Annotated in this window: 29 protein-coding genes and 1 other RNA gene; 22 read left to right on the plus strand and 8 right to left on the minus strand. The window is 65.5% G+C overall.

Translation table 11 applies throughout. From position 1 onward, the window contains the following. The first annotated feature begins 77 nt into the window (after positions 1-77). The 3 genes from ftsZ to B215_RS0105825 all read left to right on the plus strand — a co-directional run bounded on the left by ftsZ (position 78) and on the right by B215_RS0105825 (position 4,470). Positions 78-1,544, plus strand: a complete 1,467-nt coding sequence (ftsZ, locus tag B215_RS0105815) for a cell division protein FtsZ (protein WP_019368698.1) — start codon at positions 78-80, stop codon at positions 1,542-1,544. Positions 1,545-1,631: 87 nt separating this feature from the next. Next, positions 1,632-3,263 carry an SPOR domain-containing protein gene (locus tag B215_RS0105820; protein ID WP_019368699.1) on the plus strand — a complete coding sequence of 544 codons (1,632 nt, stop codon included), beginning with the start codon at positions 1,632-1,634 and terminating at the stop codon, positions 3,261-3,263. A 40-nt stretch (positions 3,264-3,303) separates the two neighbouring features. Next, on the plus strand, positions 3,304-4,470 hold the full coding sequence (locus tag B215_RS0105825) for a deoxyguanosinetriphosphate triphosphohydrolase (protein WP_082664505.1): 1,167 nt from the start codon (positions 3,304-3,306) through the stop codon (positions 4,468-4,470). A 51-nt stretch (positions 4,471-4,521) separates the two neighbouring features. Here B215_RS0105825 and B215_RS0105830 read toward each other — a convergent pair whose 3' ends face one another. Together B215_RS0105830 and B215_RS0105835 are read right to left on the minus strand one after the other, a co-directional pair. Next, positions 4,522-5,337 carry a TorF family putative porin gene (locus B215_RS0105830; RefSeq protein WP_019368701.1) on the minus strand — a complete coding sequence of 272 codons (816 nt, stop codon included), beginning with the start codon at positions 5,335-5,337 and terminating at the stop codon, positions 4,522-4,524. Between the two features lie 439 nt (positions 5,338-5,776). Then, positions 5,777-6,058, minus strand: a complete 282-nt coding sequence (locus B215_RS0105835; RefSeq protein ID WP_019368702.1) for a hypothetical protein — start codon at positions 6,056-6,058, stop codon at positions 5,777-5,779. Between the two features lie 233 nt (positions 6,059-6,291). On the opposite strand from B215_RS0105835, the gene B215_RS0105840 reads away from it, so the two are divergent. Continuing rightward, positions 6,292-7,776: a DUF1800 domain-containing protein gene (locus B215_RS0105840; protein WP_019368703.1), complete on the plus strand. Its 1,485-nt coding sequence runs from the start codon at positions 6,292-6,294 to the stop codon at positions 7,774-7,776. A 4-nt stretch (positions 7,777-7,780) separates the two neighbouring features. Further along, positions 7,781-8,935 (plus strand): DUF1501 domain-containing protein, encoded by a 1,155-nt coding sequence (locus tag B215_RS0105845; RefSeq protein ID WP_019368704.1) that lies wholly within the window; start codon positions 7,781-7,783, stop codon positions 8,933-8,935. A 58-nt stretch (positions 8,936-8,993) separates the two neighbouring features. Here B215_RS0105845 and B215_RS0105850 read toward each other — a convergent pair whose 3' ends face one another. Next, positions 8,994-9,860 carry an abortive infection family protein gene (locus tag B215_RS0105850; protein ID WP_026008997.1) on the minus strand — a complete coding sequence of 289 codons (867 nt, stop codon included), beginning with the start codon at positions 9,858-9,860 and terminating at the stop codon, positions 8,994-8,996. Between the two features lie 339 nt (positions 9,861-10,199). Between B215_RS0105850 and argS the strand changes: the two genes are divergently transcribed. From argS to tatC, 8 genes are all read left to right on the plus strand, one after another. Further along, on the plus strand, positions 10,200-11,924 hold the full coding sequence (gene argS, locus B215_RS0105855; protein WP_019368706.1) for an arginine--tRNA ligase: 1,725 nt from the start codon (positions 10,200-10,202) through the stop codon (positions 11,922-11,924). 5 nt (positions 11,925-11,929) lie between these two features. After that, positions 11,930-12,646 (plus strand): SPOR domain-containing protein, encoded by a 717-nt coding sequence (locus B215_RS0105860; protein WP_019368707.1) that lies wholly within the window; start codon positions 11,930-11,932, stop codon positions 12,644-12,646. Between the two features lie 40 nt (positions 12,647-12,686). After that, positions 12,687-13,688, plus strand: coding sequence for a beta-N-acetylhexosaminidase (nagZ, locus tag B215_RS0105865; protein ID WP_019368708.1), 1,002 nt, complete (start codon positions 12,687-12,689; stop codon positions 13,686-13,688). Between the two features lie 156 nt (positions 13,689-13,844). Further along, the gene (locus B215_RS0105870; protein WP_019368709.1) at positions 13,845-14,579 is read left to right on the plus strand and encodes a segregation and condensation protein A; all 735 of its coding nucleotides are present in this window, start codon (positions 13,845-13,847) and stop codon (positions 14,577-14,579) included. After that, positions 14,576-15,175, plus strand: coding sequence for an SMC-Scp complex subunit ScpB (gene scpB / locus B215_RS0105875; protein WP_019368710.1), 600 nt, complete (start codon positions 14,576-14,578; stop codon positions 15,173-15,175). Before B215_RS0105870 ends, scpB begins: the two co-directional genes overlap by 4 nt. Before the next feature lie 105 nt (positions 15,176-15,280). Continuing rightward, positions 15,281-15,514 carry a twin-arginine translocase TatA/TatE family subunit gene (locus B215_RS0105880; protein ID WP_019368711.1) on the plus strand — a complete coding sequence of 78 codons (234 nt, stop codon included), beginning with the start codon at positions 15,281-15,283 and terminating at the stop codon, positions 15,512-15,514. A gap of 97 nt (positions 15,515-15,611) precedes the next feature. Further along, on the plus strand, positions 15,612-16,040 hold the full coding sequence (gene tatB, locus B215_RS0105885; RefSeq protein WP_019368712.1) for a Sec-independent protein translocase protein TatB: 429 nt from the start codon (positions 15,612-15,614) through the stop codon (positions 16,038-16,040). Continuing rightward, positions 16,037-16,825, plus strand: coding sequence for a twin-arginine translocase subunit TatC (gene tatC / locus B215_RS0105890; RefSeq protein WP_019368713.1), 789 nt, complete (start codon positions 16,037-16,039; stop codon positions 16,823-16,825). Before tatB ends, tatC begins: the two co-directional genes overlap by 4 nt. A gap of 57 nt (positions 16,826-16,882) precedes the next feature. On the opposite strand, the gene B215_RS0105895 is transcribed toward tatC, so the two are convergent. The 3 genes from B215_RS0105895 to B215_RS21760 all read right to left on the minus strand — a co-directional run bounded on the left by B215_RS0105895 (position 16,883) and on the right by B215_RS21760 (position 19,341). Beyond that, positions 16,883-17,017, minus strand: coding sequence for an entericidin A/B family lipoprotein (locus tag B215_RS0105895; RefSeq protein ID WP_019368714.1), 135 nt, complete (start codon positions 17,015-17,017; stop codon positions 16,883-16,885). 270 nt (positions 17,018-17,287) lie between these two features. Next, entirely contained in the window at positions 17,288-18,802 is a 1,515-nt protein-coding gene (locus B215_RS0105900) for a sensor histidine kinase (RefSeq protein WP_019368715.1), read from the minus strand. A gap of 68 nt (positions 18,803-18,870) precedes the next feature. After that, a complete protein-coding gene (locus B215_RS21760; protein WP_152997931.1) occupies positions 18,871-19,341 on the minus strand; it encodes a NepR family anti-sigma factor in 471 nt (156 codons plus the stop codon). Between B215_RS21760 and B215_RS0105910 the strand changes: the two genes are divergently transcribed. From B215_RS0105910 to B215_RS0105945, 9 genes are all read left to right on the plus strand, one after another. Continuing rightward, entirely contained in the window at positions 19,312-20,109 is a 798-nt protein-coding gene (locus tag B215_RS0105910) for a response regulator (RefSeq protein ID WP_019368717.1), read from the plus strand. The two genes, B215_RS21760 and B215_RS0105910, sit on opposite strands and share 30 nt — an antisense overlap. 67 nt (positions 20,110-20,176) lie before the next feature. Then, positions 20,177-20,314: a hypothetical protein gene (locus tag B215_RS21505; RefSeq protein ID WP_019368718.1), complete on the plus strand. Its 138-nt coding sequence runs from the start codon at positions 20,177-20,179 to the stop codon at positions 20,312-20,314. A gap of 95 nt (positions 20,315-20,409) precedes the next feature. Beyond that, the gene (locus B215_RS0105920) at positions 20,410-21,060 is read left to right on the plus strand and encodes a sigma-70 family RNA polymerase sigma factor (RefSeq protein WP_019368719.1); all 651 of its coding nucleotides are present in this window, start codon (positions 20,410-20,412) and stop codon (positions 21,058-21,060) included. Between the two features lie 87 nt (positions 21,061-21,147). Then, positions 21,148-21,276 carry a hypothetical protein gene (locus B215_RS21965; RefSeq protein WP_019368720.1) on the plus strand — a complete coding sequence of 43 codons (129 nt, stop codon included), beginning with the start codon at positions 21,148-21,150 and terminating at the stop codon, positions 21,274-21,276. Between the two features lie 50 nt (positions 21,277-21,326). Continuing rightward, positions 21,327-21,424: signal recognition particle sRNA small type (gene ffs / locus B215_RS20825), an RNA gene on the plus strand. Between the two features lie 89 nt (positions 21,425-21,513). Continuing rightward, positions 21,514-22,347 (plus strand): CPBP family intramembrane glutamic endopeptidase, encoded by an 834-nt coding sequence (locus B215_RS0105930; RefSeq protein WP_019368721.1) that lies wholly within the window; start codon positions 21,514-21,516, stop codon positions 22,345-22,347. Between the two features lie 10 nt (positions 22,348-22,357). Beyond that, positions 22,358-24,016: a DNA polymerase III subunit gamma/tau gene (locus B215_RS0105935; RefSeq protein WP_019368722.1), complete on the plus strand. Its 1,659-nt coding sequence runs from the start codon at positions 22,358-22,360 to the stop codon at positions 24,014-24,016. Then, on the plus strand, positions 24,013-24,336 hold the full coding sequence (locus tag B215_RS0105940; protein WP_019368723.1) for a YbaB/EbfC family nucleoid-associated protein: 324 nt from the start codon (positions 24,013-24,015) through the stop codon (positions 24,334-24,336). Before B215_RS0105935 ends, B215_RS0105940 begins: the two co-directional genes overlap by 4 nt. 71 nt (positions 24,337-24,407) lie before the next feature. Further along, positions 24,408-24,668 carry a hypothetical protein gene (locus B215_RS0105945; protein ID WP_019368724.1) on the plus strand — a complete coding sequence of 87 codons (261 nt, stop codon included), beginning with the start codon at positions 24,408-24,410 and terminating at the stop codon, positions 24,666-24,668. A gap of 57 nt (positions 24,669-24,725) precedes the next feature. Here B215_RS0105945 and mtgA read toward each other — a convergent pair whose 3' ends face one another. Next, the gene (gene mtgA / locus B215_RS0105950; protein WP_019368725.1) at positions 24,726-25,469 is read right to left on the minus strand and encodes a monofunctional biosynthetic peptidoglycan transglycosylase; all 744 of its coding nucleotides are present in this window, start codon (positions 25,467-25,469) and stop codon (positions 24,726-24,728) included. A gap of 59 nt (positions 25,470-25,528) precedes the next feature. Beyond that, on the minus strand, positions 25,529-26,434 hold the full coding sequence (rpoH, locus tag B215_RS0105955) for an RNA polymerase sigma factor RpoH (RefSeq protein ID WP_019368726.1): 906 nt from the start codon (positions 26,432-26,434) through the stop codon (positions 25,529-25,531). Positions 26,435-26,447: the final 13 nt, after the last annotated feature.

The following is a 26,447-nucleotide window of genomic DNA, read 5'->3' on the forward strand; positions in this document are numbered from 1 at the left end:
GTCGTCGCCTCGGTTCGTGCAGACAAGAATTTCAGGTTGCGCAGCGCGCGCGATGCGCTGCCACGGGAGACCATAGAATGAGTATCGATTTCCTTCCGCCCGACGTGGACGAACTGACGCCGAAGATCGCGGTGATCGGGGTTGGTGGCGCCGGCGGTAACGCCATCGCCAACATGATCCGCGCCGAGGTGCAGGGCGTCGAATTTCTGGTCGCCAACACCGATGCGCAGGCGCTGAAGCAGTCGGTGGCGCCCCAGCGCATCCAACTGGGCGCGAAGATCACACAAGGCCTGGGCGCGGGTTCGCGGCCCGAGATCGGCCGTGCCGCGGCCGAGGAGACGATCGAGCAGGTGCAGGCGTCGCTCGAGGGCGCACACATGTGCTTCATCGCCGCCGGCATGGGCGGCGGCACCGGCACCGGTGCGGCGCCGGTGATCGCGAAGGCGGCGCGTGACATGGGCATTCTCACCGTGGGTGTGGTGACCAAGCCGTTCGCCTTCGAAGGCAAGCGCCGCGCGCAGTCGGCCGAGGCGGGCATCGAAGAGCTGCAGAAATATGTCGATACGCTGATCGTCATCCCGAACCAGAACCTGTTCCTGATCGCCAACGCGAACACGACCTTCAAGGAAGCGTTCGAGATGGCCGACGAGGTGCTGCAGCAGGGTGTGCGCGGCATTACCGACCTGATGGTGATGCCCGGCTTGATCAACCTCGACTTCGCCGACGTCCGTTCGGTGATGCAGGAGATGGGCAAGGCGATGATGGGCACCGGCGAGGCGGACGGCGACGACCGCGCGCTGATTGCCGCCCAGAAGGCGATCGCCAACCCGCTGCTGGACGGCGTCTCGATGAACGGCGCCAAGGGCGTGATCGTATCGATCACCGGCGGCGAGGACATGCGCCTGCTCGAGGTGGACGAGGCCGCCAACCACATCCGCGAGCTGGTCGATCCCGACGCGAACATCATCTGGGGTTCGGCGTTCAACCCGGAGCTGGAAGGCCGCATCCGCGTGTCGGTGGTCGCCACCGGTATCGACGCGAATGTCGAGAACCGCCCGGCGGCACCGGCCGAGCAGCCGCGCGTCTTTTCCTTCTCCACGCCGCGTCGCACGACGGCCGAACCTGCAGCGGCGGCAACTGCTCCCGTTGCAGCTCCGGAGCCGGCACCCGCGCCGGTCGTCGAGGAAGCACCGGCGCCGGTGACGCCGGAACCCGTCGCGGCCGCGCCTGTACCGGCGCCGGAGCCTGCTGCCCCGGTGCCCCCCGCCGACGAACTGCTGCTGGGTGCGGACGCAATGGTGCCGGCACCCGCGGCCGAACCGCGCCCGGCGCCCGCACCTGCTCCCGAAGCTCCGGCCGGCCGCCGTCGCTGGCTGACCGGCGGCGACGAGGATGCCGACACGCGTCCGCGCGCGAAGACCGGCGGCACGCTGTTCGAGCGCATGGCCTCGGCTTCGCGCGGCGGCACCGGCAAGGCGGGCGAGGACGAGGACAAGGACCCGCTCGATATCCCGCGGTTCCTGCGCAGCCAGAACAACCAGTAACAGGGCGCACGGGTGGCACGGTTCGCCGGCCACCCGTCCCGCTTGTCAGCGGCCGTTCAGCGCCGCGGCGCTAGCAGGTTGGTTGGCATGATCAGCAAAAGACATCTTGGCATCGGCGCTATCGCGTCGGCGCTCATCCTAGGTGCGTCCCCGGTGCGCGCGCAGAACGAGGTTGTGCAGCAGCACAATCCGGACGCGGACGCGCTGGCGACGCAGATGCGGGTACTTGCGGAAAATCCGCAGGACGTGGACGCGCTGCTCGCCGCCGCCCGGCTGAGCACCCGTTTGGGCGATCTTTCGGGAAGCCTGGCGCTGCTGCAGCGCGCCGAGGCGGTGGAATCGAGCAACCCGCGCATCGCCAGCACGCGCGCAGCGGTGCTGGTGCGGATGGAGCGCCCCGGCGAGGCTTTGCGGCTGTTCCAGCAGGCCGAATCGCGCGGCGTGGATCCGCGCGAATATGCTGCCGATCGCGGCTTCGCCTATGATCTGCTCGGCCAACCGCTGCTTGCCCAGCGCGATTACAAGCTGGCGCTCGCCACCCGGCGCGAGGACGAAGTGGTGCGCCGCTACGCGCTCTCGATGGGCATCAGCGGCAATCCGGACCAGGCGCAGCGGGAACTGGATGCCCTGTTGCGGGCGCAGGATCGCCCCGCCTGGCGCGCCCGCGCCTTCATCCTGGCGATGAACGGCGACGTGCAGGGTGCCGAGAAAATCGCGGCAACGATGATGCCGGGCTCGATGGGCAAGGATCTGCTGCCCTTCTTCCGCCGGTTGCAGGCATTGCCTGCTGCCGATCGCGCCTTCGCGGTGCATTTCGGCGCGCTTTCGCCCACGCCGGCGCGGCTTGCCGATGCGCGGCTTGCGCCATCGTTGCCGGCCTATGTGCCAGGCGCTGCGGCCGGGCAGGTGACGCGGGCGCAGCCGGCGCCCGTGCCCGCAGCCACGCCGGCGGCGCGGACGATTCGATCGACCGCACCGCGTATTGCGCAGGCGCAAGTGGCGCCGCCGGCGCGCGCCTTGACGCCGACGCCAACCCCTACGCCCACGCCGGCACCGGCACCGGCGCCGGCACCGGCCCCGGTGCAGCCACGGCCGGCCGCGCCGCCGCAAACAGCGAGGGTTGGCGCGGAGAGTTCGACGCTTGCGTCGATCATCGCCGGCATTTCCGTTCCCGATAGCGAGCGGGCGCTGGTCCGCCGGCCGGTGACGGTAACGCCGCCCGCGGTTGCGCGCACCGCACCGCCAGCCGTGCCCGTGGCGGCGAAGCCCAAGCCGACGCCCAAGCCGGCGGCAATGGCCGACGAGGATGCGCCGGAAAGCAAGCCTGCGCGTGGTGCCAAGCGCTCCGATCCGCGGATGACCGATGCCGAAGCAACCAAGCCCGGCAGGGGCGATGCGCGAAAGGGCAAGAAGCCCGAGCCGAAAAAACCCGATCCGGCGAAGACCGATCCCGCGCGGATCTGGGTGCAGGTGGCCAGCGGCGCAAATGAGGATACTTTGAATCGCGCGTGGAAGGGCGTGGTCGCCAAGGCGCCTGCGTTGTTCAAGGGGCGCGGCGGCTGGTGGACGCCGGTGCGCGCGACCAATCGGATCATGACGGGGCCGTTCAAGACCAATGCCGAGGCGCAGGGCTTCGTCAACAAGCTGGCGGGCGACGGCGTTTCGGCCTTTGTCGTAGCGAGCGAGGCAGGCCAGAAGGTAAGCAAGATCGCGCCTTGAGACTTCGACAAGCGCGGTTCGCTCCGCTAGGGCGCACCAGGTGAAACCCATTTCCCCCTGGGCCTGTATGCCCGGCCAGACTCGCGGTCGCCTCCATCCCGAACCGGGCGGCGGCGCGCGCGGCCCTCGCGACGCGTTCCAGCGCGACCGCGACCGCATCATCCATTCGATCAGCTTTCGTCGGCTGCGGCATAAGACCCAGGTGTTCATGGCGCCCGATGGCGACCATTTCCGCGTGCGCCTCACGCACAGCCTGGAAGTGGCGCAGATCGGCCGCGCAATTGCGCGTGCGCTGGGGCTGAACGAGGATCTGACCGAGGCGCTCTGCCTGGCGCACGATATCGGCCATCCGCCCTTTGGCCATGCCGGTGAGGATGCGCTGGAAGCGGCGCTGGCGGGCAAGGGCGGGTTTGATCACAACGGACATACGCTGCGCACGCTGACGGTGCTCGAGAAGCCGTATCCTGCGTGGGATGGCCTGAACCTCACCTGGGATACGCTGGAGGGCCTGGCCAAGCACAACGGCCCGATCCACGAACCGCAATGGGCGCTGGCGGGCACGGACACCGCCTTCCCGTTGCACCTGAACCAATGGCCCTCGCTGGAAGCGCAGGTGGCGGCGATCGCCGACGATATCGCCTATGACAATCACGATATCGACGATGGCCTGCGCGCCGGGCTGCTGACCCTCGATCAGATCATGGAAGTACCGATGATCGCGCGCGCCTGGGGTGAAGTGGAGGCGCGGTTCCCCGGCGTACGCCCGAAGCGGCTGACCGGCGAACTCATCCGTTCGCAGATCGGCGCCATGGTCAACGATTTGATGGCCGAAACACAGCGCCGCGTTGCTAACGCGGGGGTGGAGACCGTGGACGATGTTCGCGACGCCGGACAGTGCCTGGCCGGCTTCTCGCCCGAGATGCGTGATGCCGAGCGCGGGCTGAAGCGCTTCATGTACGCGAATCTCTACCACCACCCAAGCCAACTGGCTGCGGCCGACGCGGCGCGGCAGGTGGTGGCCGGGCTGTTCGCCGCCTATGCGGCCGATCCTGCGACGATGCCGGCGGAATGGCGGGATGCGCTGCCGGAGGAGGAGCCCTGGCGGAGCCGGCACATCGCCGACTTCATTGCCGGGATGACCGATCGCTACGCCATCGCGCGGTATCGCGAGCTTTGTGGGACGATCGATCTGCCCGAGGGCTTTTGAGGATGCACCGAAACTTCCCCCGTTCATGCGAGGGAAGTCCCGGTGCGATGATCAGAAGGCCGCGCTCAGCGAGAACACCACCTGGCTGCCCGCGATCGTCGAGCCATCCTTGGTGTTCGAGAAGTTGGGCTGGAGATATTGGCTCTCGGCCTTGCTGATGCTGGTGTCGACATATGCGACGCCGAGGACGACCGGGCCCAGCGCGAGGTCCGCACCGATCAACCAATCGGCATAGCTGCCGGTAGGTGCGACGCTGGTGCCGTTCGGCCCGAGGCCCGGGTTACCGTCCGAATAGCCGAGATGGGCTTTCAGCGTGACGGGGGTCTGCGGAACGGCGGTGCTGATGTCGCCCCAGAGATAGAGATTGTCTTCCTTGTCGCCCGCGCGGCTTTCCGGCGTGTTGCTCCAGTTGCCGAGCGCTTCCTGCGCCGGGGCATAGGCAACGCCCGCAAGCGCAGAGACCGGGCCGATCGAGCCGCTGAGCTTCACATAAGGCTCGGCGAAATCGGTTTTGGAAGCACCGCCCGGATACATGTACCAGGTGAGGCCGACGTCGAGCGTCGCGCCGCTGCCGAGCGGTAGCTTGTACCCGCCGACGAGATCGAGTTCCGTGTTGGAGCCGCCAAACGTTCCCCAGCCGGCAAGATTCGAGGCCCAGACCGCTGCATAGGCGCCGCTTTGGTGCGAAACGGTGAGGCCGCCCTGAATTGCCATTTCCTCATTGGACTGCGACACGCCGCGGAAGCGATAATCGGATACGAGGGCGACGCTGCCAGATACGGTAACCGGCTTAGGCGGATCGCTTTCCTGAGCGAAAGCGGGAGTGGCCAGGCCGAGCAGGGCTACGGCGGCGAGACGGGTCTTCATGGAACATTCCCTCTCGAATGCGAGTGAGGTGAAGGTTCCCGCCTGCGTAGGGCGATGGTTGGCTCTCCAGATGGGGCCTCCCTTTCGTCCTCCGGCTACATTTGCAATGCAGCATGTCCTCTTTATGTCTGGAATGTGTTAAAATATGTCCACGGCGATAAAAGGCGGCACTGGACCTGTTTTGTCACTGCCTCGAAAGCGTTTTGCAACGGCAGGCTGATAGAACAATCGGCAGGAGAGATGCTTGGTTGCTCAAGGGGTTAGGAACGGCGCAGCTGACCGTTCATACAGCCCGCCTTGTGCAACCTCCCGGTAGCAAGCCGATCGGCCGCGCCTGCCGGGCTCACCTTTAGCTATTCTGTTCCGTCCCCCCAGAACGGAAACCCCCGTGATCGCATGGCGATCACGGGGGCATTTTTCCGTAGGTTTGATGCGGCGATCAGCGCTGCGCGACCTGCACCTTTTCCGCCTTCGGGACGCGGAAGGATACGTGATTGCCAGCGGCATTGCCATCGACCCAGCCGTTGCGCACGACAAGGCGGAAGCGCTGGTTCGCGGGCTTGGCGACGCCTTCCAGGATCTGCATGTCGCCCTTGGCGGTCGACGTGTAGACATAGGTGACGCCATCGCGGGTGAAGCTGCGGCTGTCAGCGTTGTCGCCGGCGAAAGCCGGAGCGGCGGCGAACAGACTTGCGACGAGGGCGAGAGTGAAACGGGTCAAGATCTTTCTCCTTCGAGTTCGAAAAGAGCCAGATCAGCATCCTTCTTGTGTTCTTGACCGACAGATTGTTGCGGTGCAGCAGATTCGGCAATCGCAAATGCCGGGGGTCATGGTTGCAATCCGTGCAACTGTAAATTGCGGCAAACGGTTGCGGATGCGGCGAACCGTTGGCGCTGGCAAACTTCTGCGACAGTTCAGCGCCAGGATTGCCGCCATCGTCGGAGGGTACGCCGATGGCGCACAAGAGTATCGCGTTGAATCGTTTCGGGCTGGGTGGACGTCCTGGGGAAGACCCCGGCGCCGATCCGCGCGACTGGCTGGATCGGCAATTACAGTACTATACGGTTGCGCCGGCCGCGTTGGCGGGGCAGCCCGCCGGCGCCGATCTTGCCGCACGCTTTGTGGCGTATCGCGAGCAACTGCAGCGCGCGCGCAAGGCGTTACCGCCCGCTGAGTCCCGGCGGTCGAACCTGAAATCGGGAGCGGAGCCAGGTATGGTCGAGGCACCGGCGGCAGCGGCCGAGGATGATCCCGCAGCCATCCTGCGCAAGCAGTTCTCGCAGCAAACTCGCCAGATTTATAACGGTGCGGTGACGGCGCGCGCGCTGGCGGCGATCACGTCGCCCGCGCCTTTTGCCGAGCGGCTCGTGCATTTCTGGGCCAACCATTTCGCCATATCAGGCGACAAGGCGGAGGTGACCAGCCTGGCCGGCGCGTTCGAGTTCGAAGCGATCCGCCCGCACCTGATGGGCAGCTTCCGCGACATGCTGTTCGCGGTGGAGCGGCATCCGGCGATGCTGTCGTTCCTCGATCAGACACGCTCGGTGGGGGCGAACAGTCCGATCGCGGTGCGCGCCGGGAACCGGCCCAACGCTCGGCGTGCCTTCGGGCTCAACGAGAATCTGGCGCGAGAGATTCTCGAACTACACACGCTGGGGGTGCGCACTGGCTATAGCCAGAGCGACGTGACCGAGTTCGCCCGGGCGCTGACCGGATGGACGATCGCCGGCTTCGGCCGTGGGGCGGCATCGAACTATGGCGGGCCTACCGGGAGACCCGGCAATTTCCTGTTCTTCGCGCCCATGCACGAGCCGGGCACCCGCACCATCCTCGGCCGATCCTGGCCGCAAGCCGGCGAGGCGCAGGCGGCGGCGGTGCTGGACCATTTGGCCACGCATCCTGCGACGGCTACCCACATCGCGACCAAGCTCGCCCGCCACTTTGCCGGCGACACGCCGCCGCCAAAGCTGGTCGATCGGTTGCAGAGTGTTTTCGTGCAGACGGGCGGCGACCTGCCCAGCCTGTACCGTGCGCTGATCGCCGCGCCTGAATGCTGGGCGCCCGCACCTGTCAAGTTCAAGTCCCCCTGGGAATGGTCGATCTCCGCAATGCGCGCATTGGGAATGCAGCAATTGCAGCCCAACGCCGTGCCAGGGCTGATGAACCAGCTTGGACAACCGGTGTGGAAGCCAGGCTCCCCTGCGGGCTGGGACGATGTGGCGGGCGCCTGGGCGGCGCCCGATGCGGTGCTGCGGCGCGTCGAGGCGTCCGAGCGATTGGCGCAGCGCACGCGCGATCTGATCGATCCGCGTCAGCGCGCCGCCGAACTGTTTCCGCAGGCGCTGAGCCCGGCCACCGCCCAGGCCATCGCGCGGGCGGAGAGCAATAGCCAGGGGGTCGCGCTGATGCTGGTCGCGCCCGAGTTCCTGCGGAGATAGCGCCATGAACCTGAACCGCCGCACCCTGTTGTCCGCCGGCGCCACCGCGCTGCTGGTCTCCCCGCTGGGCGCGCGCATGGCCTTCGCCGCCGCCCGTACGGAACGCCGCTTCGTCTTCATCATCCAGCGCGGCGCCGCCGATGGGCTGGGGATCGTCGCGCCGGTTGGGGATCCTGTCTATGTCGGCGCGCGGGGCGAACTTGCCGCCGACTTCAGCGATGCGCCCAAGCTAGACGGCATGTTCGCGCTGCACCCGGCGATGGCGAACATGCTGGGCATGTACGAGGCCAAGCAGGCGCTGTTCGTCCATGCGGTGGCCTCGCCCTACCGCGACCGCTCGCATTTCGATGGCCAGAACGTGCTCGAGACCGGGGGTACTGCGGCCTATCAGTTGAAGGACGGCTGGATGAACCGGCTGCTCCGGCTTCTGCCGACGGAGGACAAGGCCATCGCGCTGGCGTCGACCGTACCTATGGCGCTGCGTGGACCGGTGGACGTTGCAAGCTATGCCCCGTCGTCGCTGCCCGACGCCTCGGACGACCTGCTCGCTCGGGTGAGCGCGATGTACGAGGGGGACCGCCAGCTCCACCCGCTCTGGCAGGAAGCGATGGCGACGCGGATGCTGACCGGCGACCTCGGCAGCGATGGCGGCAAGAAGGCCGCGGACACCGGCACGCTGGCCGCCAAGCTCCTCTCCGCCCCAGGCGGCGCGCGCATCGCGATGATTGAGACCGGCGGCTGGGACACCCATTCCGGCCAGCGTGGACGGCTGGGCGGGCAGCTCAAGGGCCTCGACGCGATGGTCGCGGCGCTCAAGACCGGGCTGGGGCCGCATTGGGACGATACGCTGGTGGTGGTGGCGACCGAGTTCGGCCGGACGGTGAAGGCCAACGGCACTGGCGGCACCGATCACGGCACCGGCTCGGTCGCGATGCTGCTCGGCGGCGCGGTGCAGGGCGGCCGGGTGCAGGCCGACTGGCCCGGGCTGGGCGACGCGGCGCTGTACGAGGGGCGCGACCTCAAGCCGACCACGTCGCTCGACGTGCTGATCGCGAGCGCGGTGTCGCGGCACTTCGGGCTGGCGCCGGCGCGAACGGCGAAGGCGCTGTTCCCGGCGATGGCGACGGCGGCGGGGATGGAGGGGCTGGTGCGGGGGTAAGGGTTTAGGGCTGCCTTTAGGCAGGTAATGCTCTTATCATATAGTCGCTATCGCAAAATTAAGTGAATTCCTGATCATCGCTTCGAGCACTTTTAGCTCTCTGGTAATCGCGGCTCTCAACAAGAAACTCGCACAGAGCAAACGCGGCGTTAACTGTAAGCTTGGCATGGTGACGGGCGGGGTTGAACTGACGTGCGTGGCGGTCGCTTCTTTTGTTGGCCATTTCGAAGACGCCGCTGATCAGGGACTGGAAGCCGCCTACAACGGGCTTCAGAGGATCGGCAAGTTTTGTGGGGTCTAGGTTTAAAGCTGGCTGTAAGGCCTTGTATAGCGACCTTATGTCTCCTTCAGTTTCCTTGAAATTTGTTTTTGTTTCAGTTAGGAGAAGCTTTAGAAGATGTTCTACAAGAGTGTAGGCGTTAGTTATGGCTCCAGCGTAATCGCCTGATTGTATTTTTTGGTTGGCCTTGTTTATCTGTTCTGTGATCGCTTCGTGGCTAATGGAAATCAGGCTGGTTGGCGCTAACGTGACCTGACCCAGAGGGCGGATCTCCAAGCGCGGGTTGATTCTGACCTCTTGATTTCCGTCCATCCACCCGTAGTCATCTGTTAGAATAAGCCGAAATCCGTCCCGCGTGAGATATTTATTGAATTGATATGCGACATCTTCGGCATTGAATCCATCTTCTCCAATGAAATCGAACGCGGAATGTATAACCTCCTTCATGGCCAGCGTTCCGTTGAATCTATTTAGCTTCTCTCGAACATATACAGGCCTAGCGGGGAATCCTTGTCCATAGAGGTCCTCTTCTCCAAACTGATTGAAGAAATTTACCAGTTGATAGCCGGAGCGATATGGGCTTTTTTTTGAATCGCCCGTGATGATGTCGTTAAGGCGTTCTAGCGTGTTGAATGACAAATTCATGCCTAGGCGGCTCGCCGGTAAGTTTTGTGATCGGTTTGATATACGGAGTTTGCTAACCCGCACGCAATCGCCCGTTAGTGTCTTTCCCTCGATCCATCCGTCAAACTCAGTAGGCCATCTTCATCCGTTTGGGTCCAATCCAGCCCACATCTGATTGCATGAGGGCTGCGTTCCGCAGATTGGATGGTTGCCCAGTAGCCGTCGTCGTGAGCAAGGGGTTGCTCGTCATGTCCTGGAGCTTTCATTTCCCCTTACAGGGGAGCGCCGTTCTGCAATAGGGATGACGGCGCCGCGCCACTGCGCTACAGCCGCCGCTCCCATTCCCCATTGGATTGCTCAATGACGCTTTATGCTCGTTTCGCCGCGCATCTGAACCTGGCCCTGGATGCGCTCGTCCTCGCCGGCGATCTGCCTGCGGGGCTGGAGCGACGCGCGATCACGGTCGAGCCGCCGCGCGATCCGAGCCATGGCGATCTTGCCACCAATGCCGCGATGGTGCTCGCCAAGCCCGCCGGGACCAATCCGCGCGCGCTTGCCGAAAAACTGGTCGCCGAGCTGGAGAAGCTGGACGAGGTCGCCGCCGTGTCGGTCGCCGGCCCCGGCTTCATCAACATGACGCTCCACGAGGACAGCTGGCGCGGCGAGGTCGCCGAGATCCTGCGCGCGGGGGCCGATTATGGCCGCTCGACGCTGGGCGCGGGCGTGACCGTCAACGTCGAATATGTCTCCGCCAACCCGACGGGCCCGATGCACATGGGCCATTGCCGCGGCGCGGTGGTGGGCGATGCGCTGGCGAGCCTGCTCGAATATGTCGGCCACAAGGTCATCCGCGAATATTATGTCAACGACGCGGGCGGCCAGGTCGACGTGCTCGCCCGCTCGGCGCACCTGCGCTACCGCGAGGCGCTGGGCGAAACGATCGAGATCCCCGAGGGGCTCTATCCGGGTGACTATCTGAAGCCGGTCGGCCAGCAGCTCGCCGCCGAGTTCGGCGACAAGTACGTCTCCGCGCCCGAGATCGAATGGCTGGCGCTGTTCCGCAAGACCGCGGTCGCGGCGATGCTCGTCATGATCAAGGACGATCTGGCGCTGCTCGGCATCCATCACGACCTCTTCTCGTCCGAGGCCGAGCTGCAGGCCGCCGGCAAGCCCGAACAGGCCGAGGCATGGCTGCGCGAGCGCGGGCTCGTCTATGACGGCGTGCTCGAGGCCCCCAAGGGCGAGACGCCCGAGGATTGGGAGCCGGTGGAGCTGCCGCTGTTCCGCTCGACGCAATTCGGGGATGATCAGGATCGCCCGATCAAGAAGTCGAACGGGCAATGGACCTATTTCGGCGCCGATCTCGCCTATCACTTCCAGAAGGCGCAGTCGGCCGATCAGCTGATCGACATCTGGGGCGCCGACCATGCCGGAACGGTGAAGCGGATCGTCGCCGCCGTGCAGGCGCTGACCGGCGGCAAGACCCGCTTCGACGTCAAGCTCGTCCAGATGGTGCGCCTGCTGCGCGCCGGCGAGCCGGTGAAGATGTCCAAGCGCGCGGGCAATTTCGTCACGCTGGCGGACGTGGTGCGCGAAGTGGGCAAGGACGTGGTGCGCTTCACCATGCTCACCCGCAAGGCCGATGCCCAGATGGACTTCGACTTCGCCAAGGTGCTCGAGACGTCCAAGGAAAACCCCGTCTTCTACGTGCAATACGCCCATGCGCGCGTCGCATCGGTGCATCGCCGTGCGGCCGAGGCGGGGATCAGCCTGGACGAGGCGGCGGACCTGTCGCTGCTCGACGGCCGCGAGCTGGCCGTAGCGAAGCTCGCCGCGCAGTTCCCGCGCGTGGTGGAAGCGGCGGCGAGCGCGCGCGAACCCCATCGCATCGCCTTCTATCTCTATGATCTGGCGGCGGAATTCCACGCGCTCTACAATATGGGCAACGACTCTGCCGATCGCCGTTTCCTGATGGTCGAGCAGCCCGCGCTCACCCGCGCGCGGCTGTTCCTCGGCCGCTCGATCCAGCAGGTCATCCGCAACGGCCTCGCGCTGATGGGCGTGGAGGCGGTCGAGGAGATGTAACGGCGATGAGCGGCCGGTACGAGGACAGCGAGCGGCTTCCCTGGTTGGAGACCGTGGAAGAGGCGTATGAGGAGCCGCGGCGCGGACGGGTGGTGCTGTTCGTAATGTTGGCGCTGCTCGTCGCGGGGGCGGCGGGCGCGCTGCTCTACTGGCAGCGCCATCAATCCGCGCGGGATGGCAATGGCGCGCTGATCGCTGCGCCGCCGGGGCCTTACAAGATCCGTCCTAACGATCCGGGCGGCGTGCGCATCGCTGGCGAAGGCGACATCGTGTTTCGCACCAGCCAAGGCACCACGCCTGAGGCCGGCATCAACGTCGCCGCGCTTCCTGAGGCCCCGGTGGAGGGCAAGAAGCACAGCGGGGATGCCGCCGCTTCAGCCAGAGCAAGCAAGAGCGCGACGATCGCGCTGCCGCCGCCATCGCCGGTGCGGCCGACTGCCCAGCGCGCAACGCCGACGGCATCGGCACGAGCGAACGAAGGCGCGGGCGCATTGGTGCAGCTTGGCGCCTTTCCGAGCGAAGGCGCGGCGAATGCCGCCTGGACGCGGATGTCCAAGCGCTTCGCCTATCTGGCGCCGCTCGGCAAACTGGTGGTCCCGTTCGTGACGGAGGATGGCAAGACCGTCTATCGGCTTCGCGTGAACGCCGGCGGCAATGGTCAGGCACGCGACCTCTGCGGCAAGCTGAAGGTTGCCGGCGAGAACTGCTTCGTCGCGAGCTGAAGTGGTTTGCGGGGCCGGCCGGATCGGCTAGGCCACGCCCATGAAGCCCGTGATCTTCGGCCTGTCCGGCCCCGCGCTTACCGCAGACGAGCGCGATTTCTTTCGTGATGCCGCGCCGCTCGGCTATGTCCTGTTCAAGCGCAACTGCGTGGACCCCGAACAGATGCGCGCGCTGACGGATTCGCTGCGGGCGTTGCACGGGCGAGACGACTTGCCGATCACGATCGACCAGGAAGGCGGCCGCGTCGCACGGATGCAGCCGCCGGTGTGGCCTGCCTTCCCGACGGGCGCGGCGTTCGACACCTTGTACGATCGCGCACCGATCTCCGCGATCGAGGCGGCACGGGCCAACGGCCAGGCGCTGGCGCATATCCTGCGCGAGGCTGGGGTGAACGTGAACCTCGCGCCGATGCTCGACGTGGCGATCCCGGGGGGCACCCCGGCGATCGGCGACCGAGCGTTCGGCGGCGACCCTGTGCGCGTGGCGGCACTTGCCCGCGCGCTGCTCGACGGGCTCAATCGCGGCGGCGTGGCCGGGGTCATCAAACATATGCCGGGCCATGGCCGCGCGCTGGTCGACAGCCATCTGGAACTGCCCCGCGTGCGCGCTACCGCAGAGGAACTGGAGGCGGACCTGCTGCCGTTCCAGCGGCTGAAGGATGCGCCGATCGGCATGACCGCGCATATCGTGTTCGAAGCCTGGGATCCGGATCTGCCGGCGACGTTGTCACCGACGGTGATTTCGGAGGTGATCCGGGGCAAGATCGGCTTCGACGGACTATTGTTCACCGACGATATCGACATGAAGGCACTGACCGGCACGGCCGGCGAGAAGGCCGAGCGCGCACTAGCGGCCGGCTGCGACGTGGTGCTCGACTGCTGGGCGCGGATGCCGGAGATGGTCGACATCGCCGGGCGGATTCCCGATGCGCCGGCGGCTTGTCTCGATCGGCTGGCGCGGGCGATGGGATCGGTGGGGGAAGCCGAGGACGTGCCGCTGGCCGAGTTGCTGGCGAAGAGGGACGCGCTGCTGGGGGTGTGACCCTTTCTAGCCCCTCCTCCTCGGAGGAGGGGTTGGGGGTGGAGGGATTCCAGAACCTAGGTTGGTCTCTGCGAGACACTGTCCCACCCCAACCCCTCCCCTGAAGGGGAGGGGCTTATTCTTGCCCGGCCCGCTCCCCCCTCCTATGACCACAAGGTGGACGGGGCCGACGAAATCCTGAAGATCGAGGTGGAGGGCTGGGAAGGCCCGCTCGACCTGCTGCTGGCGCTGGCCCGGACGCAGAAGGTCGATCTGCGCCAGATCTCGATCCTCGAATTGGTCGAGCAGTATCTTACCTATGTCCATGCTGCGCGAGAGCTGCGGCTGGAGCTTGCCGCCGACTATCTCGTGATGGCGGCCTGGCTCGCCTACCTGAAATCGGCGCTGCTGCTGCCGCGCAATCCGGCGGAGACACCCAGTCCGGAGGAACTCGCCCTGCGCCTGCAGCTTCGCCTCGAACGGCTGAGTGCGATGCGCGAGGCGGGGGCGCGGCTGGTTGCGCGTGATCGGATGGGGCGCGACGTGTTCCCCCGCGGCGCCCCGGAAGGGCTGCGGGTGATGCGGCAGGCGCGGTGGGGGGCCTCCATCTACGATCTGATTGCCGCCTATGGCAGGATCAGCGCGCGGACGCGGCCGGTGATGCATGTCGTCGCGCATCGCGACGTGATGACGCTGGAAGCGGCGCTGGAACGGCTTTCCTCGCAGCTCGGTACCCGCGTCGACTGGAGCGCGATCGAGAGCTTCCTGCCCGAAGGTACGAACGAGCTGTATCGCCGGTCAGCGCTTGCGTCGTCGTTCGTCGCAGCGCTGGAAATGGCGCGGCAGGGGCGGCTGGAAATTCGTCAGGAGGCGCCGTTTGCACCGCTCTACCTGAAGGCGATTCCACAATGATCGCCCCGGATGAGCCCGCGCGGGCAGTGGAGGCAGTGCTGTTCGCCTCCGAGAGCCCGTTGGGGGTGGACGAAATCCGCGCCTATGTCGGTGCAGAGATTGACGTCCGCGCAGCGCTTGCGGCGCTCGGCGACTTTTACCAGGGGCGTGGGATCGAGCTGGTGCGTCGGGGGGATCGCTGGCACTTCCAGACCGCGGCCGATCTCGCCCATCTGCTCCGCCGCGATCGGGAAGACAGCCGTAGGCTGAGCCGCGCGGGCATCGAGACGCTCGCCATTATCGCCTATCACGAGCCGGTGACCAGGGCGGAGATCGAAGCGATCCGCGGCGTGCAGATTTCCAAAGGCACGATCGATGTGTTGATGGAGGCAGGCTGGGTGCGTCCCGCCGGCCGCCGCGAAGTGCCGGGCCGGCCGCTGATGTATGCCACCACACCCGGTTTTCTCAGCCATTTCGGCCTGGCAAGCCGCCGTGATTTGCCTGGCATCGAAGACCTGAAGGCCGCAGGCCTGCTCGACCCGGTCGATCTCGCTTTGGAACAGCTCGACGCGGCGGAAGCTGCGGCCGAAAGCGAAACTGTAACGGACGACGAATAGAGGCGGCATCTTCGATTCAGCCGCTCCCGCGTGCCGGACGGTGATCAACCGTTGCCGTAAGGGGCGTCGAGCCTTAGATAGGGCGCGATATCAAGGAGAATTCTAATGGGTAGCTTCAGCCTGATGCACTGGCTGGTTGTCGGCATCATCGCCATTCTGCTGCTGGGCGGTGGCCGGTTCTCCCACATGATGGGCGACGTCGCGAAGGGCATCAAGAACTTCAAGAAGGGTATGGCCGAAGACGATCAGCCGGCCCAGCCGACCCGCATCGAAGGCAAGGCCGCGCCGGAGCCCGGCTATACCCCGGAAGCCGAGCGCGCCCGCGAGGAGCAGCGCTAAGCCCGGTCCGGGGCGTCGGCGGCGTCGGCGGCCCGGCTTTTGATCGCAGCGCGCCGGGCGTTCCGGCGCATGCCGTGCGAGTGGAAACACCGACAGAATGTTCGATATCGCGCCCCAAGAGCTGTTGCTCGTGGCCATCGTCGCCGTGATCTTCATTGGTCCCAAGGATCTGCCGCGGGCGATGCATTTCGTCGGCAAATGGGTGGGCAGGGCGCGCGGCGTAGCGCGCCAGTTCCGTTCGGGGATCGATTCGATGGTCCGCGAGGCCGAACTTGCGGAGCTGGAGAAGCAGTGGGCGGCCGAGAATGAGCGGATTATGCGGCAATATCCGCCGCACCCGCTTCCCGCGCCGGAACCGGATGGCGCCGGGGGGGCGGTTGCCCATGTTCCCCACGACGACGAAGCGCCGGTGATGACTCCGCAGCCGCGAATTCATCCGGATCCTGCACCGGCCGAGAGTTCCACGACCAGCTCGTCCGCATCGGAGACAAAGCCGGTGCCCCCCGTCAGCGAAGTGCAGCCGTGACCGAGATCGACGATACCCAGGCTCCCCTTCTCGACCATCTGATCGAGCTGCGTCGACGGCTGATCTGGTCGATCCTGTCGTTGCTGGCCGCGTTTGGCGCGAGCCTCTACTTCGCCCGCGCCATCCTGTCATTCCTGGTGGCGCCATTGAAGGCTGCGGGCCAGGCGAAGATCATCAACACCGAAATTTTCGGCGGCTTCCTGGTGGAAGTGAAGGTCGCGTTCTTCGCTGGCTTGATGATCGCGTTTCCGGTGATCGCCAATCAGTTGTGGAAGTTCGTCGCGCCGGGCCTGTACAAGCGCGAGAAACAGGCGCTGCTGCCGTTTCTGCTAGCGACGCCGGTGCTTTTTACCGCCGGCGCGGCCATGGCCTATTACATCGCGATCCCCGTCGCGCTGAAGTTCCTGCTCGGTTTCCAGGGCAATCTGGGCGGGGTCGAGCAGCAGGCGCTGCCGGATGTGAACAGCTATCTGAAGTTCGTGATGCAATTCATCTTCGGCTTCGGGATTTCCTTCCTGTTGCCGGTGCTGCTGATGTTGCTCGAGCATGCCGGCATCGTCACCTATGAGCAGCTGAAGGGCGCGTGGCGCTACGCGATCGTCGCGTCAGTGGCGATTGCAGCGGTGCTGACGCCGCCCGATGTGGGCTCCCAGCTGCTGCTCGCGGGCCCGTTGGTGGGCCTGTATTTTCTGTCGCTGGTCGCCATTTACTTCACTCGGCGGCGTCGCGAGCGCGTGAAAGTTGCCGAGCCGGGTGAGGGTGAGGGCGAAGCGGACGCTGCCTGACGGAAAACGCCCCCTCTGCCGGGCAGAAGGGGCGTTGAATGGCTTGCGCGCGAGCGCTTACTTCGATTTTTCGGCAGCGCCGGCAACGGTGTCGCCGGCCGACGAAACATCCCGGCCGACGCCTTCAACCGTGTTGCAAGCCGCGATCATGAGCGTGCCGGCCAGTGCGGCACATGCGATCAGTTTACGCATCGATTATTCTCCAACTTCCCCGTTTGCGGGACGCAGCTTCAATGCCGTGCTGGTGGAAACGTTCCACCAGGCGCACCGGGCGAAGCCAGCGCTGCGATGAAGATTTCGGTGCTGTTGGAAGGATGTAGGCCCGGAAGCGTCACCGGGGGGGGGAGGGTAGACGCTTCCGGGCCCATGTCGTGGATAGCGAGAGCGGGGGGGCAAAAGGTCACTATCCGCTGGTAAGAACACGGTCCGCGCAACACGGTTCCCGGCTATTTGAGATTTTTTTCAGGGCCTGCCATTGATGGCGATGGCAATCTCGTATGCCCCCACCAGCGGATCATGGTGCAGCTGGCCGCGCAGCTGCCGAGCCAGACCCTGCATCACTCGCCCATAGCGCTGGTCTACCAGCGCTTCGAACTCCGTATTGCTGACGAGCGTAGGCGACGAGATCCGTAGAACGGCGCGTGCCTGATCCTCGGCGCTGCCTTTCACCGAGATGCGGAGCTGCGCGTCCGGGCTGCAGGCGATGGCGAGCTCGATGATTTCGGTCAGCAGGAAGGCAATTGCCGTGGCGACATCCTGGGTGACCAGCAGCGCCTCGATTTCCAAGGTGATACCCAGCCGGGGCGCCTGCGTCGCGGCAGTGGCGCGCAGGTTGGCTGCCAATTCACCGACCACCGATCGCAGTTCAAGCCCTCGATTCTCCTCCATCTCTGCATAGTGATGGCGGTGGACGACGGCGAGCGCGTCGACACGCCGCTGGATCGAGGCATAGGCGTCGGCCGCCTCCTGCCCCTTCGCGGCGCGCGCATGGAAGTTGATGAGGCTGGAGATCACCTGGAGATTGTTTTTCACCCGATGGTGTACTTCGCGGGTGAGCCGCGTCTGGCGGACCAGCCCCTTTGCGAGATCGGCCTCATGCGCTTGCACCGTGCGGCTGATCTCGGTGAAGGTTTCCGCCAGTTCGCGAATCTCCTGCGCGGGCACCGGCCCGAAGCCCGAGCTGTCGATCACTTCGCCAGGCTGGTAATGCGAGACATTGCCGCGCAGGCGTCGGAGCGGCCGGATCAGCAGAATGTCGACGACGAACCAGCCGATCGCCGCCGCGGCGATCCACATCAGCACCAGTAGTACCGTGGCGATGACCAGCGGCGAATTGAGTGGCGCACCGGGCAACGTGGTTTCCAGCGCGAGATCTTCCACGCCGAGATCGATGCGGACGCTCTTGCCGCGATCCAGCGGGCTGCTTTCCCGCAGCGCGCGCAGCGTCAGCCGATCGCCATGCACCACCAGTGCAGCGCCATATTCGGGTACAAATCCGCTGGGGCGCGTCAGGCTGACGAGCAGGTCCCGCGGATAGAAGGCATAGGCCGCGGCGCCGCTGTCGCTGCCGATTCGCAACAGCAGCCCGCCGGGAACGATATGCGCCTGCGTACCCGCCACGTCGGGAACTTGGGCATCGGCTTCAGGAAAGGCGCTGCCGCACAGGACGCGGCGGCGGGCATCGCGGATCAGATATCGTGCCGGACGCTGCGCGGCATAGGTGCCGGCCAGGCGCATGCAACTGGGTGCGTCCTGCGGATCGGCTTCCAGATCGCTCAGCGCGCCGCTCAATTGCGCGACATGGTTGGCAAGCAGCGTTTCGAGCGCGCCGGAACTGCCGCGCGCGGTAACCGCCAGGCGTTCGCGCGCTTCATCGTCGGCGCTGCGGGTCGTCTGCATGGTGGTGAAGAGCGCAATCAGCGCCAGCGGCAGCAGCGCCCCGACCAGGATGAAGAATACTTTGGCACCGGTCGGCATGCGCGCCAACGCAGCCGACAAACCTCGGCCGCGGGGCGGGGGTTGCATACCATTCATGCCAAAGATGGTTAACCGAGCTTCTTCAGCAGGTCGAGCAGATCGTCTGGTACGCTTTCATTCACGGTTTCATCATACGCCTTCTTAAGGGCGTCGGCCAAGTCGACGTCCGGCCGAGCCGCAGGTGCGGGTTCGCCGTTCGCCGTTCGCTTGCTTTGATCGTCTTTAGCAGAAGACACCAATTCCCCCCTGAGGGCCCGGATCGTCCGGGCTGCCGGACCAATAAACGCCATACAGCCGTTTGCCGCGAATACTAACAATGCCGCCGAGTGCAAGCACCCGACGTCACAGCGCCCCATGGCGCAGTTGGCGGATGAAACCAAAGAGCTACTCGATTGTTCCATGGCCGATGCGAAATCCGGGGAGGGGTTCCTTCGGGTAACGGAATCAGTACAAATCAGGCTTGCCGGCGGCGACGACGCCACCCGCACTCGATGGAGAAAAAACAGCTCATGTCGCTTGGACAGCAACTCGCGCCGCATCTTCCGCTCCTGCGTCGCTATGCCCGTGCGCTCACCGGCAATCAGGCGGAAGGCGACCGCTACGTCCGTGCCGCGCTGGAGGCGATCGTCGCGGCGCCCGATCAGTTCCCGCGCGATGTCGACGCCCGGCTTGGTCTGTATCGGACGTTTCAGGCGATCTGGCAGTCGACCCAGTGGAACGAGGCGGACGAAGCCGATGATTCGGGTAGCGATCAGGAATCAATCGCGCGCCGCCGGTTATCCCAGCTTACTCCCCTGTCACGCCAGGCGCTGCTACTGACGACGGTGGAAGGTTTCCCGCCGGAAGATGCGGCCTATTTGATCGGAGAGGATACCGAACGGGTCACCGAACTGGTTGCCGAAGCCGTGCAGGAAATCGAACGCCAGACTCGCACGCGCGTGATGATCATCGAAGACGAGCCGCTGATCGCGATGGACCTGGAACAGATCGTTCGCGATCTGGGGCATGACGTGACCGGCGTTGCGGTGACGCGCGACGAAGCGGTGGCGCTCGCGATGGAAGATCGGCCGGGCCTGGTGCTCGCCGACATCCAGTTGGCGGACGACAGTTCGGGCATCGATGCGGTGAAGGATATTCTCGCCGAGTTTAGTGTGCCGGTGATCTTCATCACTGCCTTCCCGGAACGCCTGCTGACGGGCGAAAGGCCCGAGCCGACCTTCCTCATCACCAAGCCGTTCCAGCGTGAAACGGTCAAGGCGACGATCAGCCAGGCGCTGTTCTTCGACGAGGCCACAGTTCCGGCCTGACGACGTGAAATTTTGGGCGGGTTCCACCTGGTACGGACCCTAAACGTTTCTTGTGTGTTTACGCAGCATGGCTGAGCAAGACGAACCCGCCCGTATCACCACGGACCGCGCGCGCGCCGGCACGACGCCCGGCGTCACCCGCTATGTTCTGTTGATCGGAACAGTGCTGGTTATCGCGATTTTCGCCGTCATTCTGATGGTTTGACGGCGATGTTTAACGCAACGACGCTTGTTTTGGCACCAACGGACCCCAGCTTAGCTGGCAACCGCGACGTGATGCGCGCAACTGAACGGGATTGCATGACGGAAGCTACCCAGTCGGACCAGGGGGAAGAGGCTGCGATCGCGCCGCCGGTGGAGCATGTGTCGCTCTCCGATCCCGAATTCAAAACCCAGCTGGCCCAGGTTATCCCCCACCTTCGTGCGTTCGGACGATCGCTGTCCGGCAGCCGAGATCTGGCGGATGATCTGGTGCAGGAAACCTTGTTGAAGGCGTGGGCGGCACGCAAGCGCTTCCAGGCCGGCACGAATATGCGCGCGTGGACCTTCATCATTCTGCGCAATCTGTATCTCAGCCAGATGCGGCGTGCCCGCTTCAAGGGCGAATGGGACGATCTAGTGGCTGACCGGCTGCTTGCCGCGCCGGCCAGCCAGGATCGGCATGTCGAACTGTCGGATATGCAGCGCGCTTTGCTGCACCTTCCCCAGCCGCAGCGCGAAGCGCTGATTCTAGTGGGTGCCGGTGGCTTCGCCTATGAGGAGGCTGCCGAAATCTGCCAGGTGGCGGTCGGCACGATCAAGAGCCGCGTCGCACGCGGCCGCGTCGCGCTCGAATCGCTGTTGAGCGAGGGGCAACTGCCGTCGCGACGTTCCACGTCGCTCAACGCCGACGGGCGCAGCGCTCTCGATACCATCATGGGCGAAGTCGACGACCTTAGCCGCGACCGCTGACAGCCCGTCGCGCCTTGTGCGTTTTCCCAATGGTTTGCATCTGTCGTTAGCGCGATTCTCCATCGGTGTTCAGGTGGAGATAGGAATATGCGCCTCGATCCTTTTCCGCACCGCCAGTCGGGCTTCGGCCCGCTGGTGGCTGCTGCCATTGCGGTGATCGTGCTCGGCACCGCGCTGCTGTTCCTCTTGTGGCGCTTGGCCGAACTGGCGGGTTGATCGCGGCGAAAACGGCTCTTGCCTGATGGCGGCACATCCCCCATATGCGCCGCGGGAGTCGGGCGGACGGTACCGTCGCCAACCCGGTCAGGTCCGGAAGGAAGCAGCCGCAACGATTTCGTCCCGGGTCGTTCCGGCTCCCACCATCGCGCACATCGCTGGATCCGTGAAGCTCCCTATGGCGCGACTACGCCTTGCAGGCGAAAAGCCGCGCGTGCTGGATGCGGGGAAGCGGGCATGCGCGGAGATACACGAGAGATCGGGCTGTTTCTGCTGCTGGCGTTCGGGATTTCCTGGGCCGTGTGGGTGCCGATGGCGCTGCACGGCGCGATCGTTCGGCCGGGAACGCTACCCACGCATTTCGGCGGGCTGCTGGGGCCGTGTATCGCAGGCGCGGCAAGCACGCTGGTCTGCGCTCCCAGGGGCGGACACGCCGCGTGGCTGCAACGGCTCCTTCGCTTGCCTCAAGGTTTGCGCGGCTGGCTGCTGGCGCTGACGCCGTTTCTGCTGCTCGCCGGCTTCGCTGCCGCCGCTGCGGGTCTTGGGCAGACGATCGCCGCGGACAGGCTGCGCAGGTTCAGCGGTTTGCCGGTCCTCCCACCGCTGGCGCTCTTCGCCGTCGTGCTCCTCGCGAACGGCTATGGCGAGGAGGCCGGGTGGCGCGGCTATCTGCTCCCACGTCTACAGGCCCGGTTCGGCGCGGTGAGCGGCGTATTGATTCAGGCGGCGATCTGGATTGCCTGGCACGCGCCACTGATCTGGATCGTTGCAACCTATCGCGCCATGAGCCCGGCCATGCTGGTGTTTGGCTTCGGATTGGGGCTCGTGCTTGGCGGCTTCGTGCTCGCCCAGGTCTCTGCCGCATCACGGGGAAGCGTGCTGGCGGCTGCGCTCTGGCATAGCGGCTATAATTTTGCCACCGCGACGGACGGCGGCGTGCTGCTTCAGGCAGGCGTGTCGGCGATCGTCATGGCCTGGGGTGCGCTGCTGCTGCTCTGGGCACTGCTCTCGCCTGCCGGTCGTCGCGCGATCACCGTGCCGGACTTCGACAAACGCCGCGCAGCCCCCTAGATAAGCGGTGATGTCCGATTCCCTGCTTGGCCTCGACGAACCGCCGCAGCCCGCAAAGGGCGAAGCCTATCGCGTGCTCGCCCGCAAATACCGGCCGCAGACGTTCAGCGCGCTGATCGGTCAGGATGCGATGGTCACCACGCTGGGCAACGCGATCCGCCGCGACCGGCTGGCGCATGCCTTCCTGCTGACCGGCGTGCGCGGGGTGGGCAAGACCTCCACCGCCCGGCTGATTGCCAAGGCGCTTAACTGCATCGGCCCGGACGGGCAGGGCGGTCCCACGATCGACCCGTGCGGAGTCTGCGAGCCGTGCCGCGCGATCGCCGAGGGGCGCCATATCGACGTGATCGAGATGGACGCCGCTAGCCATACCGGCGTCGACGACGTGCGCGAGATCATTGAGGCGTCGCGCTATGCGGCGGTTTCGGCGCGCTACAAGATCTACATCATCGACGAAGTCCACATGCTGTCGAAAAACGCGTTCAACGCGCTGCTGAAGACGCTGGAGGAGCCGCCGGGGCATGTGAAGTTCCTGTTCGCCACGACGGAAGTGAACAAGGTGCCGGTAACGGTGCTGTCGCGCTGCCAGCGCTTCGACCTGCGCCGCATTCCGGCCGAACTGCTCGCCGAGCATTTCGCGAAGGTTTGCGAGGCCGAGCAGGTCGAGGCCGAGCCCGAGGCGCTGGCGCTGGTCGCGCGTGCGGCGGAAGGCTCGGCGCGCGACGGGCTCTCGATCCTCGACCAGGCGATCGCGCATGCGGGACTGGAAGGCGAGGGGGTCAAGGCCCAGGCGGTGCGCCAGATGCTCGGCCTGTCCGATCGCGGCGCGAATCGCGACCTGTTCGGCAAGCTTATTGAAGGCCAGGCGCAGAAAGCGCTGGAGGGCCTGCGGGCGCAATATGATCTCGGTGTCGATCCGCTGGCGGTGCTGCGCGCGCTGCTGGAGACGGTGCACGGCGTGACGCTGGTCAAGCTTGGCACGCACCGGCTTTCGGGCCAGTCGACCGAAGAGCGCGAGGCGATGGAGGGCTGGGCGAGCCGGCTGTCCTTCCCGGCGCTGCACCGGCTGTGGCAGTTGCTGCTGCGCGGGCATGACGAAGTCGCCAAGGCCGCCCTGCCGATCGAGGCGACCGAAATGGCGCTGTTGCGGGTGATCCATGCGGCGCAGCTTCCCGATCCGGGCGAGCTGGCGAAGCAGATCCTGAGCGGCAGCATCGCGGTGCCCGCTGGTGCGCCCGCCGCGGTCTCTGCGGAACCAACCGCGCCAGCGCCTGCCACGGTGCAGGAAGCTGGGCCGGTACTGCCGACCAACCTCACCGAGCTTGCCGAGCATCTGGAGGCACATCGCCGTCTCCAGCTTGCGATGTTCGTCCGTGATTACATGCGGCCGGTGCGGTTCGAGGGCAGCGAGATCGATTTTGGCGCGGCGCGGCCGCTGCCGCAGGATTTCGTGCGCGAGCTAGGTGGCGCGCTCAAGGACAGCACCGGCGTACATTGGAAGGTGACGCTCGTCGAGGGTGCCACCGCGATGACGCTGCGTGAGGAGCAGGCCGCCCGGCAGGCTGCGGAGCGCAATGCGGTGCTCGCCTCGCCAATCGTTGCCGCTGCGATGCAAGCTTTTCCAGACGCCGAGTTGATCGGCTGGACCAAGACCGGGAGTGACGGATGAAGAGTCTCGAAGAAATCATGGCCATGGCGCAGAACGTCCAGGCCGAACTCACCAAGGCGCAGGCAAGCCTCGACACCGTCGAGGTGGAGGGCGTTTCGGGCGGTGGGCTCGTCAAGGTGAAAGCCAGCGCGAAGGGGCGCATCATTGCCATCGACATCGATGATTCGCTGGTGAACGTCGGCGAGAAGACGATGCTCGAGGATCTGCTGGTCGCCGCGTTCAACGATGCGCGGGTAAAGGCCGACACCGCTTCGCAGGAGGCGATGAGCAAGATGACAAGCGGCCTGCCGCTGCCGCCGGGGTTTAAGCTCCCGTTTTGAGACAAGGCTGCAGGGAACCATAGTTTAGCCCCCTCGGTTGCTGTCGCCAGGCACAATCAAGGAGAGAAACTATGGCGGATCGTATCGTGGAAGACGGCGTGGCTGCGGATCGCGGCACGCACACCACGGTGGTCGAGCGGCGCAGCGGTGGGGGTGCCGGCATGGCGCTGATCGGGCTGGCACTGCTGATCGCGGTGGTGGTCGGGGCGTTCTACCTGTTCAACCAGAATGCCCGCGAGAATGCCAAAACCGATGCGGTCACCAGCGCTGCGAGCAGCGTCGGCGATGCCGCGAAGGATGTCGGCGACGCGGCAAAGGACGCGGCGAAGTAAGGTTTGATCGAATGGCTGTCATCCCAGCGGAAGCCAGGATGACAGCCTGAAAGCGGATCACTTCAAGCAGCGATCCAACCCGCTTCCCGCGACCACATGGATCCGCGCGTTGATCTTGTTCCCATAGCGACGGGTGAACCCTCTCGGGTCGATCGCCGCGCGCTTTTTGGGTAGTGGCAGGACGGCGGCGATCAGCGCCGCCTCACGGTCCGAGAGCCGCGACGCGTCGTGATGAAAATAGCGCATCGCACCGGCGTTCACACCATAGGTGCCGATGCCGGTCTCGGCGACATTGAGGTACACCTCCATGATCCGCCTTTTGCCCCAGATGTTCTCGATCAGCACGGTGAACCAGGCTTCCAGGCCTTTGCGGAAGTAACCGCCATTCTGCCACAGGAAGACGTTCTTCGCGGTCTGCTGGCTGATCGTCGATCCGCCTCGGATGCGGTGGCCGCCCTGGGCATTGCGCTGATACGCCTTTTCGATCGCCTCGAAGTCGAAGCCACGATGCTGGCAGAAGCGGGCGTCCTCGGCGGCGATCACCGCGCGCGCCATGCTCGGGTCGATGCGCTTGAGCGACATCCAGTCCTTGGTCGCGCCGTGGCCTGCAAGCACGTCGCCGATCATCGTCCAGGTGATCGGTGGCGGCACGAAGCGGTAGAGCGTGACCATCAGCAGCGACAGCAGCACGAAGCCGAGCACAAGCTGAACCCCCAGCACGAACAGGCGGCGCCACCAGGGCTTGCGCGCCTTAGCGGGGGAGCGGCGAGGGGAGGAGGCGCGGGCGCGATTCTTCGTCACCGCACCGCCATGCCCCAGCCGGGGCGGTTCCCGCAACCGGTGCGGGAACCGTTGAGCGATCAGTGGGCGGCGATCAGGCGGCGGTCGCCCGCCAGACGCATCATCGCCTTTTGCAGCTTCTCGAACGCCCGCACCTCAATCTGGCGGACGCGCTCGCGCGATACGCCATAGACCTGGCTCAGTTCCTCGAGCGTCTTGGGATCGTCGGTCAGGCGACGCTCGGTGAGGATATGCTTCTCACGTTCGTTCAGGTCCTCCATCGCCGACACGAGCATTTCGTGGCGGACATCGGCTTCCTGTGCGTCGGCGACGGCTTCGTCCTGCAGCGGACCCTCGTCGGCCAGCCAATCCTGCCACTGGCTTTCGCCGTCCTCGCGCATCGGCACGTTGAGCGAGGTATCCCCGCCCATCGCCATGCGGCGGTTCATCGAGGTGACCTCTTCCTCCGTCACGCCCAGATCGGTGGCGATCTTGGCGAGATGTTCGGGCGAAAGGTCGCCATCCTCGAACGCGTCGAGCTTGGCCTTCATCCTGCGCAGGTTGAAGAACAGCTTCTTCTGCGCGGCGGTGGTGCCCATCTTCACCAGGCTCCACGAACGCAGGATGAATTCCTGGATCGAGGCGCGGATCCACCACATGGCATAGGTGGCGAGGCGGAAGCCGCGATCGGGCTCGAACTTCTTCACGCCCTGCATCAGGCCGATATTACCCTCGGAGATCAGCTCCGACACGGGCAGGCCATAGCCGCGATAGCCCATCGCGATCTTCGCCACGAGGCGAAGGTGCGAGGTGACCAGCTGCGCCGCCGCATCGGTATCGCCATGCTCCTGGAACCGCTTGGCAAGCATATATTCCTGCTCGGGGCTCAGGATCGGAAATTTCTTGATCTCGGCCAGATAGCGATTGAGGCTCGCCTCGCCGCCGAGCGCGGGGATCGTCGCGGGGACGTTGCTGCCGCTAGCCATGATCGTTTCTCCC

Origin of the sequence: Sphingomonas sp. ATCC 31555 (assembly GCF_000282895.1) — a bacterium.
Classification (GTDB): Bacteria; Pseudomonadota; Alphaproteobacteria; order Sphingomonadales; family Sphingomonadaceae; genus Sphingomonas.